The sequence below is a fragment of the Vibrio sp. 1727 genome (assembly GCF_033344415.1).
Taxonomy (GTDB): Bacteria; Pseudomonadota; Gammaproteobacteria; order Enterobacterales; family Vibrionaceae; genus Vibrio; species Vibrio alginolyticus.
This window is the reverse complement of record NZ_JAWPOT010000039.1, coordinates 15,871-29,252: the sequence shown is the minus strand read 5'-3', so window position 1 is coordinate 29,252 and position 13,382 is coordinate 15,871. Positions and strand designations below refer to the sequence as shown.

19 protein-coding genes are annotated in these 13,382 nt (G+C 43.4%); all 19 read right to left on the bottom strand.

All coding sequences use genetic code 11. The features are described from left to right. Positions 1-17: 17 nt before the first annotated feature. On the bottom strand, positions 18-320 hold the full coding sequence (locus R8O10_RS22955) for a phosphoglucosamine mutase (RefSeq protein WP_000251875.1): 303 nt from the start codon (positions 318-320) through the stop codon (positions 18-20). A gap of 86 nt (positions 321-406) precedes the next feature. Next, positions 407-1,222, bottom strand: a complete 816-nt coding sequence (gene sul2 / locus R8O10_RS22950; protein ID WP_001043260.1) for a sulfonamide-resistant dihydropteroate synthase Sul2 — start codon at positions 1,220-1,222, stop codon at positions 407-409. Positions 1,223-1,409: 187 nt separating this feature from the next. Then, complete coding sequence (locus tag R8O10_RS22945; RefSeq protein ID WP_318191750.1) at positions 1,410-1,874, bottom strand: hypothetical protein; 465 nt, start codon at positions 1,872-1,874, stop codon at positions 1,410-1,412. Between the two features lie 90 nt (positions 1,875-1,964). Continuing rightward, positions 1,965-2,594, bottom strand: a complete 630-nt coding sequence (locus tag R8O10_RS22940) for a hypothetical protein (RefSeq protein ID WP_318129532.1) — start codon at positions 2,592-2,594, stop codon at positions 1,965-1,967. Between the two features lie 68 nt (positions 2,595-2,662). Further along, positions 2,663-3,277 (bottom strand): hypothetical protein, encoded by a 615-nt coding sequence (locus tag R8O10_RS22935; protein WP_140134568.1) that lies wholly within the window; start codon positions 3,275-3,277, stop codon positions 2,663-2,665. A 101-nt stretch (positions 3,278-3,378) separates the two neighbouring features. Next, positions 3,379-3,621 carry a hypothetical protein gene (locus tag R8O10_RS22930; RefSeq protein WP_025624725.1) on the bottom strand — a complete coding sequence of 81 codons (243 nt, stop codon included), beginning with the start codon at positions 3,619-3,621 and terminating at the stop codon, positions 3,379-3,381. Positions 3,622-3,896: 275 nt separating this feature from the next. Then, entirely contained in the window at positions 3,897-4,475 is a 579-nt protein-coding gene (locus R8O10_RS22925; protein WP_025624723.1) for a hypothetical protein, read from the bottom strand. A gap of 73 nt (positions 4,476-4,548) precedes the next feature. Continuing rightward, positions 4,549-5,634, bottom strand: a complete 1,086-nt coding sequence (locus R8O10_RS22920) for a DUF3150 domain-containing protein (RefSeq protein ID WP_225492076.1) — start codon at positions 5,632-5,634, stop codon at positions 4,549-4,551. Between the two features lie 274 nt (positions 5,635-5,908). After that, positions 5,909-6,139, bottom strand: coding sequence for a hypothetical protein (locus R8O10_RS22915; protein WP_025624721.1), 231 nt, complete (start codon positions 6,137-6,139; stop codon positions 5,909-5,911). Between the two features lie 78 nt (positions 6,140-6,217). Continuing rightward, the gene (locus R8O10_RS22910) at positions 6,218-7,174 is read right to left on the bottom strand and encodes an AAA family ATPase (protein WP_025624720.1); all 957 of its coding nucleotides are present in this window, start codon (positions 7,172-7,174) and stop codon (positions 6,218-6,220) included. 84 nt (positions 7,175-7,258) lie between these two features. After that, the gene (locus tag R8O10_RS22905) at positions 7,259-7,531 is read right to left on the bottom strand and encodes a hypothetical protein (protein WP_318129531.1); all 273 of its coding nucleotides are present in this window, start codon (positions 7,529-7,531) and stop codon (positions 7,259-7,261) included. Then, on the bottom strand, positions 7,531-7,845 hold the full coding sequence (locus tag R8O10_RS22900; RefSeq protein ID WP_025624717.1) for a hypothetical protein: 315 nt from the start codon (positions 7,843-7,845) through the stop codon (positions 7,531-7,533). Before R8O10_RS22900 ends, R8O10_RS22905 begins: the two co-directional genes overlap by 1 nt. A gap of 9 nt (positions 7,846-7,854) precedes the next feature. After that, positions 7,855-9,057, bottom strand: coding sequence for a YqaJ viral recombinase family protein (locus R8O10_RS22895; RefSeq protein ID WP_025624716.1), 1,203 nt, complete (start codon positions 9,055-9,057; stop codon positions 7,855-7,857). A gap of 81 nt (positions 9,058-9,138) precedes the next feature. After that, complete coding sequence (gene bet / locus R8O10_RS22890) at positions 9,139-10,146, bottom strand: phage recombination protein Bet (protein WP_140134600.1); 1,008 nt, start codon at positions 10,144-10,146, stop codon at positions 9,139-9,141. Between the two features lie 77 nt (positions 10,147-10,223). Next, positions 10,224-10,592 (bottom strand): hypothetical protein, encoded by a 369-nt coding sequence (locus R8O10_RS22885; RefSeq protein WP_025624714.1) that lies wholly within the window; start codon positions 10,590-10,592, stop codon positions 10,224-10,226. Between the two features lie 380 nt (positions 10,593-10,972). Further along, the gene (locus tag R8O10_RS22880) at positions 10,973-11,374 is read right to left on the bottom strand and encodes a hypothetical protein (protein ID WP_140134572.1); all 402 of its coding nucleotides are present in this window, start codon (positions 11,372-11,374) and stop codon (positions 10,973-10,975) included. An 11-nt stretch (positions 11,375-11,385) separates the two neighbouring features. Beyond that, entirely contained in the window at positions 11,386-12,180 is a 795-nt protein-coding gene (locus R8O10_RS22875) for a DsbA family protein (RefSeq protein WP_140134575.1), read from the bottom strand. 20 nt (positions 12,181-12,200) lie between these two features. Next, positions 12,201-12,530, bottom strand: coding sequence for a hypothetical protein (locus tag R8O10_RS22870; protein WP_118121269.1), 330 nt, complete (start codon positions 12,528-12,530; stop codon positions 12,201-12,203). Between the two features lie 69 nt (positions 12,531-12,599). Next, complete coding sequence (locus R8O10_RS22865) at positions 12,600-13,334, bottom strand: tyrosine-type recombinase/integrase (protein ID WP_162889790.1); 735 nt, start codon at positions 13,332-13,334, stop codon at positions 12,600-12,602. Positions 13,335-13,382 lie beyond the last annotated feature (48 nt).

Below are 13,382 nucleotides of genomic sequence, written 5' to 3'. Positions count from 1 at the left end.
CAGGGGTGTCGAAAGAGTCAACTGCGGTCCAAAGCTGTTGGACTTGGGTGAAAAGGGCGTTTATTCTTCCTATACGTTGTCGGCAGCGGGCCAAAAAGGAATACGTCCATGCCCATCGAGGTGAAACCGGCTGTGAGCGCGGGTTCAAGCATATAGCCCGACAGGCGCGTATCCTTGCCGATCACGACACGATGGCGGTGGTCACCGCGACGAAAGACACGGCCAGCCGCCATGCCGACGCGCAAGGCGGTTTCCGCCGTCATCGCGCCTTCGTTGGCTTTGCCACGAATACCGTCTGTGCCGAAATATTTGCGCACCATAAGGTCGATTATCCTGTCGTCGGGTCGCCCTCAAAGGGGACATGCCTGCTGAACCGCGAATATAGAGAAATATCCCGAATGTGCAGTTAACGAATTCTTGCGGTTTCTTTCAGCGCCGCCAATACCGCCAGCCCGTCGCGCAAGGGGCGCGGCTCGTGTGTGCGGATGAAGTCAGCTCCACCTGCGGCGGCGGCAAGCTCTGCAGCGAGTGTCGCGGCCCCGACATCCCCCGGACCACGGCCTGTGAGCGCGCGCAGAAAGGATTTGCGCGAAACAGACAGAAGCACCGGCAAATCGAAGCGCAGCCGCAATTCATCGAACCGCGCCAGCACCGAGAGCGAGGTTTCGGGAGCAGCCCCCAGAAAAAACCCCATGCCGGGATCAAGGACAAGGCGGTTGCGTTTGATACCGGCACCCGTCAGCGCCGCGATGCGCGCGTCAAAGAACGCCGCAATGTGATCCATGATGTCGCCAGCGGGTGCCTCGCGCCGATCTGCCTGCCCGTCTTGCACCGAATGCATAACGACGAGTTTGGCAGATGATTTCGCCAATTGCGGATAGAACGCAGCGTCTGGAAAACCGCGAATATCATTGAGATAGGCCACACCACGCGACAAGGCATAGGCTTGCGTCGCGGGTTGATAACTGTCGAGCGAGACGGGAATGCCATCTGCCTTGAGCGCGTCCAGCACCGGCGCGATACGCGCGATTTCTGTGTCGGACGAAACAGGCGCGGCGTCGGGATTGCTGGATGCCGGACCGAGGTCGATCACATCTGCCCCCTCGGCCATCAGCTTACGCGCCTGCGCAATGGCTGCGTCTGGCGCCAGATACCGGCCTCCATCGGAGAAACTGTCCGAGGTTATGTTGACGATGCCGAAAATGATGAGCGATTTATTCATGGGGGCTTCTATAATAATAATAATCGAGCATGAGTCTCATACGGATGCTCGGGTCGAAAGGGAATCCCCAGGCGAGTAACCTGTTTGCGGTGATCCATTAGCTGCAGGAGCAGAATAGCATACATCTGGAAGCAAAGCCAGGAAAGCGGCCTATGGAGCTGTGCGGCAGCGCTCAGTAGGCAATTTTTCAAAATATTGTTAAGCCTTTTCTGAGCATGGTATTTTTCATGGTATTACCAATTAGCAGGAAAATAAGCCATTGAATATAAAAGATAAAAATGTCTTGTTTACAATAGAGTGGGCATTCCTCACTTTCCGGTAATTCATCATAGATAGCACATTTATTAAATGAGAATTTTAGTGGCAACGTAATTCGGCTATGTGCCTCATATTGTAGCTCTATTCCTAACGCTCTCAGCTCGTTCTCATCATCATACAAACAAAGATGTTCAACATCGCTTCCAAGGTTTTGCTTTGCAAGCCATGCATATGCGTCAACACCGCCAAAACGCCCATATCCTTGATATGCCCGTTCCGCAATGTGATTACCATCAGGACTCAGAAGATAAACGCTGACGCCTTTATGTTTTCCAGAACTGATGTTTGCAATTGACTCTGATGTATCTGCTGTTTTCCAAGAGAAAAAACCCATGATTGCTCTCCGATTTCATTGTTGATAAACGGAACGCAATCACCCCAAAACGGGCAATTGCGCCCGTTAAGGGTTTATGTGTTTATATCTCTATATCTTTTGGAAATATGCTGCGTTTAAGTTGCCATCGGCAATCTTAAAGTTCTCTTGGTGAGCGCACCACTCTTTCCAGCCTTCATGCCAATCAAACTCATCGTAATCTTGCCAATCCTCATTTCGATCAGCGTTGATGTGTTTGATGATGTCTGTGACTGTCCAAAAATGGAGTTTTACAAACTCCCCCTGGTCATCACTTTCGACTACTTTCATTGTCTTAAAATAGTCAATATTGTTTGAACTCGGCTTAGCATCAAGTGTGTATAGCTTTCCGTCGATAGCGATATCTAACTGTAACGACTTGGGCTGTATCACCTCGTGGTTTTCGCCGGTGTACACTTCAACAATCACATCACCATTGATGATGTCTTCTTCAGTGATGTTGTAATGGAACTCGTAAGGTTGGTTGCGGAACGTTTCTTCAAACGTCTTGAACCATGCCACGACCTTATGATCACTCCAAAAGTATGCTTGGGTGTCCAGAAGGTAGTCTCGCCCCGATTTGTGCACGATTTTTATCCGTCCCAACTCAATCGGCAGTGACCCCATACTTGCGAGTTGGTCAAGGCTTTCTGAGAAGATTGCGTGTAACTGATAAAATTGTTCACTTTTTAGTTTTGTCATGAGTAGTTTCCTAAAGAGGGACTACTCCCAACGGGAAGTAGCCCCGTTGGGTTTAATTGAATGGCTTATTAAGCCGCTTGAAGTCTTTCAGCAAAGAGCTGAGCGACTTCGGGTATGTGTTTATCGCGTTTTAGACCATCGTTGGGCAATATTCCCTCTGCTATCCAATTGCAGATATAGACCCCTCGATTCCATGAATCAGTACCAACCAGAGCATCTAACGCCCCTTCTTTCGCAGAATATTTTCTGTGAGCAAGGACGTTGAGTGCTTCTGATCTTGAGTCATAGGTTTCATGATAACGCGCCCCGTTTTCTCCATAGAAGGACAACCGATAGGGTTTCTTGCCATACGTATCCGGTAAGAACGCTGCCACTTGCCCATCTTCAGTTATCGCTTCAAAAAAGCCATCGGGGTATTTATCTACAAGATATTGTGTTCGAGTTACACGCTCAAAATGGCGAGTAAAAAACTGCCAAGTTCGTTCTGGTAATTCGAGGTCACATAGTTTGATAGTGCAATTCTCACCGTACCGCTTAATGAACATGCGTTGGCGCTTCAGCCAGCGTTCAAAAGTGGTTTCGTGACAACCGTACTGTTCGACATCAAGAAAAAAGTCTTCGTGCTCATAGGTAAGAGTCCATTGTGACTTGTATTCTTGAAAGCTAACATCTCTAGGATTCATAGTGCTTCCTTAATCAGAAAAGGCGCACTATGCCCCTACGGGCAAAGTACGCCCTTTGGGGTAGTTTTGATAGAGGCTAAATCAAGCCTCAGTTATCGGTGTTAGAACCATTCTTTTTTCATCGCAAGCGCCATCGCTAGGAACGGGGAACTACCTAGTAGGCAATATCCAAGTAAGACAATGAATTGCCTTACATCCCGTACAAACGCGCTCGGTTCTTCGAAGAATGATTTCCACTCATACGTGAATGCGGTAATTACCGGAAACAGCACAATTAGAACACCAAGAGTAAGCACTGACCAAAATACGATTGATCTAGCTTGAGGGTTATAACGAAATAACATAGTTGAAACTCCAAATGAAAGTATGAAGCGCACTATACCCCCCTGTTGGGCAAAGTACGCCCATAGGGGTTAAATCTGTATTTGACGCTCTCTGTCGTCTATACAGGGATTGTTAAGCTACTAAATGGTAAGTGAAGTAGCTATGTGAACCATTTTTCCTGAGAACTCGCTGTACTTTGTGCCGACTCCATGAGTGTGACGCTAAAACACAGAAATATTCGTAGGTTATTTGGTTAGCATTACAAGCAGGACAAGACATGTAATCTCCCTCCAAACTATGAGCATTGTTCTAGAGTGAGTAAGAAGTCCACCGGATAACCGAATGATTCTTCAAACCACTTCAAAACTTCAAAGCGGTCATTTCCTTTATCAAAATGCGCCCAGCTTTGCTCGATCTCATCTTCATTGTTTACAGGTATATCCGCGAACTCTGAAAACAGATCTTGTACGGTTTGTAAATGCGTAGATTCTTTTGCGTATACGCATCCGGCGTTCATTTGCATGAACGAATGCACCTTTCTGTTTAGTTCAATGTTGACCTGAAAAGGTACTCCTTCAGCTACAACACCGTACTTAACCAAAAGCTTACCAATATCAGTAACAAATTGGTCGCCGGAGACAGTAAATCTACGTGATTTGTACGTATAGAACGCCATGATGTCAGGACGTTCTATCTTACAAATTTCAATTGAATATCGAATATTCTCATCCATTAGCGTTCCCCATTCATTCTGAGATACATGGACTTCAACGGAGAAGTAAGAGTCCATATCATGAAGGTTAGAGGATGGCTTTCTGAAATGAGCAACGTAGCGATACGGTGATCGAGATTCGAAAGTGATTTGATGAAACATAGTAGAACTCCATATATTAAAAATGGAGCAACCCCCTGACGGGAATTGCTCCCGTCTAGGGTTTGTTTTGAACTTAGAAGAATGTAGCTTTCGTTGCAGATTGTTGTGTGCTCGACGTTGAAATATCGCTGAACTCAAAACTAAAATCTGCCTCGCTTAGTCCCAAATCTGACTCATCAGAATCAGGTTCACCGAAACTAAAGTCTGCATCACCCAACCCAAACACATCGTCTGATTCAAAATCGACACTTGCAGGTTCTAAGGTTGACTCTAAGCTTGCAGGTTGTGGCTGCTCAACGGCTAGTTGAGTAGCGGCAACCGGTACTGGTTCGTTTTCTAAGTTGCTCATTAACGCTTGCAACCTATCTTCATCACTCATTTGATACAGTAAACCAGACAGTCTATGTACTTCATCAGTGTTGAGCTTACCAGTAATAGGCATGGCACTTTCTACTTGCTTAATCTTATTGACTAGCTTCAAAAAGCGACCATTAAGGAAAGCCAAACCTTGTACTTTCTCGCGGAGTTTCCGCAATGAAGCTACATTGGTTTGGTTCGGTTGAATTGCACCCGTTAAGCTATCAAGTAGCTTATTGGAGCTTTTCAAGATGTCTGCATCCAATGTCTCTCCCAAACTATCAACTTGATTTGATAGTCCAGCATCGACAGTGACGGCAGACTGTGCGGATTGAACTTTAAACATTGAGAAAGAGGCATTAATACGTTTCTCAACATCTGAAGTAGGAGTCAACGCTTTCACAAGAATACGCTCGTATTGAGGGAAATTCTTGATCCAGTCTTGTTGAATTGACTCATGCTTTTGAAGATAAGCAGTTTTCTCTAGCTCAAACTGACCAACGATTTTTGTTAGTCGTTTGGCTAGTTCATCTGCCTTATCTGAAGGTACTGCATATCCACCAAGGAACGGGATGCCGATGGTCAGGCAAGCTCGTTCCATTTGACGTTTCAAAGTATTGAATACTTTTAGAGCCTTGGGATCTGTAGTGTGTTTACTGCCGAGGTTAATGATCTCTTTTGGTGGAGCTTCACCTTGTAGTGAGAGGTCATTTTCTGCCAGTTTTTTCCGTCCTGTCCATTGGTTAACGTTCAGTTGAACAGCAACAATGTCATTCAGAACAGAGGTAGGTTGTGTAGTCATAATGGTATCTCCAATTTTATGTATAAAAAAAGGACATACCATTCGCCACAGGGCTAATTGATATGCCCTTTGGCGGTTTTCAAATTTAGATAAGAGTGCTTACGCTACTTCTTATCGTTGTTTCTTAGTGCTTTTTTGCTAGCTGCTTATCGCACCATTTCTCGATATTGGGTGCATACATTGTTAGCAACCCAATAGCGATAGCAATACCACTAATTATGTAGATAGCTGTCATTGCAGTTCTCCTTGATTAAGTGAACCTAAGTTTATGTTACTACCGATTAAGCTTTTCTGCTAATGCTACAACGAGTACACCGATTACAGTTAGCTTCAACACGTTGAAGTCTAAACCTTTCTCGATAGCGTACACGAATGCAGCAGTATAGGATGCAGTGCCAAGCAGTTTTAGTTGAACAGCTACCTCTTTTTTCCGCTTATGTGCGAAGTGCACAACAGCTTTTAGATACTTGATAAACAAGTAATAGATTAAATAAAAATCAAACATTTATACCTCTTTAAGTTTTTTGTACCAACAAGAGGCATATGTACCAACGGGACACATACCCCGTTGGGATTGATTTAATTACGCTTCAGGATCAAAGCTGCTACCAAATAGGGCAATCGCCCAAGTATTAATAGCTTCCTTTTCTTCAGCGTTAGAGCAACGATTCAGTAATGCACGATCAAGTGCATAGCTTAAAGCGCAAGGTGCTCCCATGTTTCGTTGGATTTGAATAGCCCAACGAATTAGTGTTCGAGTGGAAAAAGTGACACTTAGCTCAATGCTAGTATCTTCCTCTCCTTTAAACACGGTTCTTACTTTATTCGCTAATGCGACCATACGTTCACGAATGGTGTTCGGGATATTCGGAGCAATTTTGCCCAAGATATCCTTCTCAACATCTGCATCTGCATAGTCAACTTCAATAACGATAAATCGGTCTAGGAACGCGAGATTCTGACGCTGGACGCCAGCATACATCCCATCGCTACCTGAGCCATTTGAATTTGAAGTAGCAATCAAACGGAAATTTTCGTGTGGATACACTATTTCGCCGTTCTTTTGCGATAACACTAATGGTGAACCTTCTAGCACTCCATTTAGGTTTGCTAATTCAGCCGGATCGACAAGGTCAATTTCATTAAGAATGAGAATGTGACCTTCACGCATCGCTTTGGTTAACACACCATCCATCCAGACGGTTGAACCATTTTGAAGTGTCCATTGCCCTACCAAATCCATAAATTCGGTTGAGCCACCACAAGTGTAGTTTTGAACAGGGTAATGTAGCCGAGCGCAAACTTGTTCTGCCAATGATGTTTTGCCGCAGCCGGTTGGACCGACAATCAGTAACCCATCACCAAAAGAACAATCAATAAAGTTCACGACATCTCTTAACGTTTCCCGACGAAACACATACTCTTTTTTTAGCATCGGTACATTAGGGTGGTTACATGGTTCAAAACCTTTAACGTCCATACCTGTACCTTGAAAACCAAAAATTTCGAGTGGGTAAGTTTTTTCAATTAATTTAGCCATAGCTGCTTTCCTTCAAATAATAAAAAGGGCAACTACAGCTCCCCTACGGGCTGTGTTGCCCGTATTGGGTTGGATAATGTCAGATTAAGACATCAGATATTTCTCGACTGATAGCTCTTCTCTGATTTCTTCTGATACTAACAAAGTGACATAATCACCAAAGTAAGCATCGAAGATGTTAACTGCACAATAATAGTCACCAGTCATCATACGTTTTTGAATTTTTTCTCCATCTAAACCAAGCTGAGCTGATAGCTTTCTAGCAAGACTTATTAGTTGAAAAACATTTCCTTGTTCACTCCGCAAATCTAGTGTGATTTGAGGTACTTTGGGTTTGAAAGGTACTTTGATCGCCATTATTCCACCTCGCTTTCTGTGTAGCTGAAAACGTATTGCGGATTAGCAACCTTGTACTCTCCAATCAAGTAATTATCTTGGTCACGTTCAAACGATGGCATGTCAGGGTTATAAACCTTTATGGCATGTACAATGCGTTTGTCGTTTTCGATAATGCGAACCTTTGGCAGAGTTTGTTCTAGTTTGTAACCATCAGGGGTGTCACTCGAAAACGAGAGAATTTTTACACCGTCAGGTTGGAACTCGAATTTTACTGTCCAAACGCTATCAATAAGCCGATCAACGGCAAGATATGTTTCACCGAAGTTAAACATACACCCTCCTTAGAAGTAGTGGTTTTGAGCTGATTTTTCGAAGAAGTTACCTGGTGCCAGCGGCTTAATTGGTGCTGTTATAGGTGTAGGTTCTTCAGGTTCGGTATGAGTTTCAACGTCACTTACAAGCGAGGACGGAACAGCTTGTTCTGCCGGAGTCACTGAAAGTGGTGTTGCTTCTTGCTTCGGCTGTTCTGCTTCAACTTTCGGTTGATATTGTTCAATTGGAACGTCAGCTTGATTGCTTGATTCTTCTTGAATGGTCACACGGAAGTAAGTAGAGCCTTTGTTACGGTGTTTTTCGATAAGTGAAGATGGAATAACCACATTCATCGTATCTTCAATTTCCGCTAGCAAGTTTTGGTAGTTCACATTACCGGTCTTATCGACACGGGTTGCGCGAATACCATCTTTATTGAAGGTTTGAACGTCACTTGGTATTTGTTCGGTGAAATACGATTCAAGCTGTTTAAGATCAGCTTTTACCGCATCGCATTGACGAACGAGTTCAGCATGACGCGCTGACTTTTCTTTGTACTGTTCTACTCTTTCTTGCCAAGAGTTATCCTGATTAGAAATTGGAGTGTCATAGACAACCTTATCTCGACCCTCGATCATCTCTGGAGGTGTGTTCGACTGAACTCGTTTCCAGAAATCAATCGCTGCTTTTTCTGCTTTTTTAATAAAAGCGTCATTGCGACGAATGCGAGTTGAAATAGGGCGTTTACCCCGCAAGTAGAAGTACAATCTACCAATGTCAGCTCCCGAACAGTTCAATTGCCACTGCACTTGCGCAGCGTACATTTGAAACGTTGGTGCTTGTCCTTGCATTGCTAAAATCTCGTTGTAGATTTTTTCGCAAGGACATTTGATTTCCAATACTTCTTTATCTGAGCCTAGTATGTATAGGCCATCTAAAGATGCTCGGAAAAGGTGCTCATGGTCAGCTTCAACACACACTGGCATGTAAGGCTTACCATATTCGTTTTCAACGGCTTCACGCGCTTCGGGTTCTTGTTCTACACCCCTTTGCACATGGTAGTTTTTGGACAAATCATCCGGCTCTTTCAAGCCGACCAATTCTGCCCAAAGTTGGTAAGGTGTTTGATATGGAGATAACCCCATGATCACCGGAATCATTGAGGCTGTAATGCCTTGCTTCCGCCACTCAAACCACTTTTCACTACGTTGAACGATATCTACTACAGGCATAATGCCCTCCTTAAATTTTAAAAATATAAGGGTGCATCACGCCTATAAGGGCAGGATACGCCCTTATTGGGTTGGATAAATTTATTCAGCAAACTCTTTGTTGAACGCTTCGTTAAGAGTGCTTAATGCATACTCTAACGTTGCGCCATCATAGCGTTCTTTGAAACTATCTTTTGTTGTGTCCCATGCGCCGGTATCCACAGTAAATGACACCATCTGGTCAATCATATTGACATCCTTAGATGCCAACATGCCAAATTGTGTTTTTACAATGTCATCTTCACTAGATTGAAAATGGCTAGTTGCATTGGCTTGTTGAGTCGGTGTGTTTTCTTCATCAACAGGGACGTATTGAGCATCTTCAAAGGTATCAAAATCAGCTTGATTCAAGTCACTCATCAGTTCTGATTGTGCTTGAGGTTTTGGTAAAGGCTGAGTTTGTTCTTCGAACTCGATGGACTGCTTTGTGGTTGCTTGGCTTTGGCTCTCTATGATTCGACTTGCTTCGTCTTCGTCATAAATACCCACGTAACCTAATGCTATACGAGCAGTTTGGATCATTGCCTTATGGCGCAACATGCGCTTTGTATGGCTTTTCCAAGGGTTGTTATAGTTTAAGCTTCGGAATACTTCATCGAGGTATTCCCGCACTATCGTTGGACGAGTTCTATCCTTGCGGTAAACGATGCATTCACACCACTCAGGACACTCTTTGGCATTAGGCATTGACACCTTTTCAGATGAAAACCTAAATTCTAACCCATCAAACTGAGGATGAGTGTTTATGATCCGTGACCATCCATCAACACCAACAATTGGAATTATTCCATTGTTTTGGTCGGGGAAAGCGTAGATCTCTTTAGTGAAAGGGTTCAAACCGTATTGGTCTGCCACAATCAAAAGAGCCATCATTTGTTCATTGGTAGGTGCATCGCCGTTGCGTTGCTTAAAGGCTGTAGATTTCAGTGTGTCCCAAAAACCTCTTGGATCTACACCAAACTTCTCAGCAATTTTCCCGACCAACTTCTTTTTGTTAGCATCTTCCTTTTGTGTACTTTGAGTTTGATTACTTGTTTGAGGATGTGTCATTTGTAACTCCAAAGACGGAGCTACACCCATAGGGACATAGCCCCATCGGGTTTGATTTAAAGAAAGCTAACCAAAAATTAGCCTCGTGCTACGACAACGTGACCATTTAGAACGTCTGTTGTCATTGGGTAATGGATACCTTTCTGTTTACGAGCGTAAGCAGGGATATTCATTAGTTCTGCGCCAGAGATTGCTTTTGCCTGGTTAGCATTTGCGATCCGCTGTTCTACTTCGTCTTTAGTCATACGAACGTTACGTTTGATTTGAGATGAAGAACGGTTAAGGAGCAGTTTGCCAATTCGAATAGCGGCATATGCAATAGTTACGGGAACTAAAACAAAAATTGCCATTGCTACGAATTGAGCTGCTGAATCTGAAACTTTATACATTGCAATAATGAATGCACATACAAGTACAGATGTTAGCGTTTGTTGAGTTGAGTTCATGATTTACTCCAATTTTAAATAAAAAAGGGTAAATCTATGCCCCACTTTGGGTAAAAGATTACCCTTGGGGTTTGATAGGATTCCACGTTAAGCGGAACTATTAGGTTATGTCTTAAAAGCAGATTTTGTGGTGTCGCTGCTTTCGCCGCTTGCGCGATCTATGACGATTCTCGTCCGACATCGTACCGTTACCGGCAACCACTTTTTTGCCTCATAAAGAGGACTTAGTTTTGCTCCAAGTTGGAGCATTTAGTGAAAGTCCAAATAGGACTCTCGGCTAAAACTGAGTTAACAATATCATAGAGTAAAAAATTTCCAAATAAAAAAAGCGCACTCAAAGGTGCGCTACTGTTCTTGCTAAATTTGTCCAAATTATCAATTCATTGGACTTTAGAAGAAAGTAAGTTGAAGTATTTTTCAGACAGAATTAGCTCTTTGAAGTCTTCTATCCATGCTGTCTCATCTTCACAATTAGCCGATTCTTGTAACCCACGCCAGTACACATCTAGAGCTTCAGGTTCAGTCTGCATACCGTAAACAGAGAGCATGAATGGGTAGATCTTTGATTCTGTCATCAGCTTTTCTAAGTTCTCTTTACTCACTGGTTCGCCGCAAGATTCGTGTCGAATTGTCATAGCTCTTTCGGAAATTTCAGCGCAGCTCGGACAAGAGGATTGTAGAGCTTGCAGCTTCATATCGTATGACTCAGAAGCGTTCGCCTTGAACCCCACAGATAGAATCATAATTGCTGTTAGGTATACTGTTGAACCAAATTTCGTCATTGCGCGATCCTTTAGTTAGTAAACTTGGCTTTTAATTGCTGTGCAGACCACCCGCCATGAGCACGTTCAGCTCCTATAAACACGGTTGGTGTACCAGTCACTTGTAATTGTGCACCCAAGCCTCTGACCTTCTCAATCTGCTTTCTAGCTGTTTCCATGTGCGGTTGAAGCTTGTCTTTGTCGATACCGTAGTTTACTAAGATTTGGTCAATACCTTCACGAGTTAGTTTGCTGCCCATAAATGCATGGTGAATGTCTCCATACACTTCCGGCTTGTAGTAGAATACAGCCGTTGCCACCATCGCGGAATATGCAGATGTTGGCTGATTGGTGAAGATAGGATATTCCTTCACGATCACCTTGGCTTCAGGATCAATAGCAACAAATTCTTTTAGCGTTGGAGCCAAACGCTTACAGTACCCACAGTTATAGTCAACAAACTCAACCACTACATGCTTACCATTTGGATTGCCAATAAATGGATCGTTCTTGTCGTTGTATAAAGCATCCATAGAGGTTTCAACCTTTTTAGCTTCTTGGGCTTTAGTTGCTTGCTCTTGCTCAAAGCGATACTTAGCAAGGGATTTCACTACGACATCAGGGTTGTCCATAATATAGTTTTTAACGTCTTCAGCAGCGAACGAGGAAGGAGCCTGAAGCATATTGGTTTCAACATTGATCATTGCATCGGACAGCTTTGTTATAACTTCACTTTTTTCTTGTAGCGAGTTGTACAAAGTTACATTCGAAATTATTAATGCTAGGCATACACCACCTAGTCCGAGGTTGATTTTCTTCTGTTCCATTAAATATTGCTCCTGATCGATTAGTGCTTGGTAGACAAAACTTGGGAATTGGTCATTGTAAAGTCAGCTTGATTATTGTGTGACTTAACATTGTTAAGCGGATCTGACTGTGCAGGTAGCTTGCATAAGCTGAGTAAGAAATCAGTCACATCGCCTTTTGATTCGTGAAGGGTTTTTATGTTTTCGAATTGCTCTTTGCCTGAACACTGATCGTTTGAAACTAGTTCAACGTTGTCATTCAACTCAAAAGCAATAGATAGCGGGATATTTAGTTCGTTAGAATACTTTAGGATTTCGCCAATTTGATTGTTCAAATCATTGAATTTGTTATTTTTATCTAGTGTTGTCATTTAGGACTGCCCCCTTGTTTCTCTCTAATATCGAGTATATGAGGACAGTTAAAATTTCCTAAACGTGATTTATTCAAAAAGACTCATTTCACTGATAATTGGAGCTAGCTGCTCATCAAACGTGCTTAGGTAATGGTTGGTGCTGTTCAGGCTAGATTGACCTAAAAAGTCTCTTATTTTCTCGACAGTTACGCCCTTTTCAATCATTTTCTTAGCAAAGTATTTTCGCCACGAGTGAGTACCAAACGCATAGCCGAGCTTAAACTTTTCTTTTACTTTTGCGTGATGCCAGTTCGCACTTTGTACTGACATAGGGCGAGGAATGATAGTGCCATCGGGTTGCTTTAAGCTGCTTCTTGAATTGGCGAATAGAAGTTCGTCAGAACAACTTAGGTAGCGGCATTCTTCTACGATCTCTTTGATACCATCATTGATGTACACGCGCACAAGTGAGGCATTGTAAGCGGTGGCTCTATCCGTTCCTTCACGAGCAATCCTCATGTTGAAAGCTTTTTGTTGGCACAGATCGAAATGTTTTTTCCACTGACCAAATTCATCAAAGAAGTCCGAAAACTCTAGCCAAGAAGCATCACTGTATCGCAGTCCTGTAAGCGCACTCATTGAGGCGGTAAGACTTAGCAGTGGGCTGCGTTCATACAGTTCCTCAATAAGTGCTCTTGCTTCATCTGCACTCTTTGGCGGCTTCGTTGGCTCCTTTCGACGCTTTTTAGTGCCTTGCACCGTTAGCCCTAAATTGTCGCTGGATATATCAATTCTTTGATTAATACGCTTTGGTTGGCTCACCTTGCTACCCCTTCGCACACAAGTTTCAAAGTTTTAGTGAAACATTAA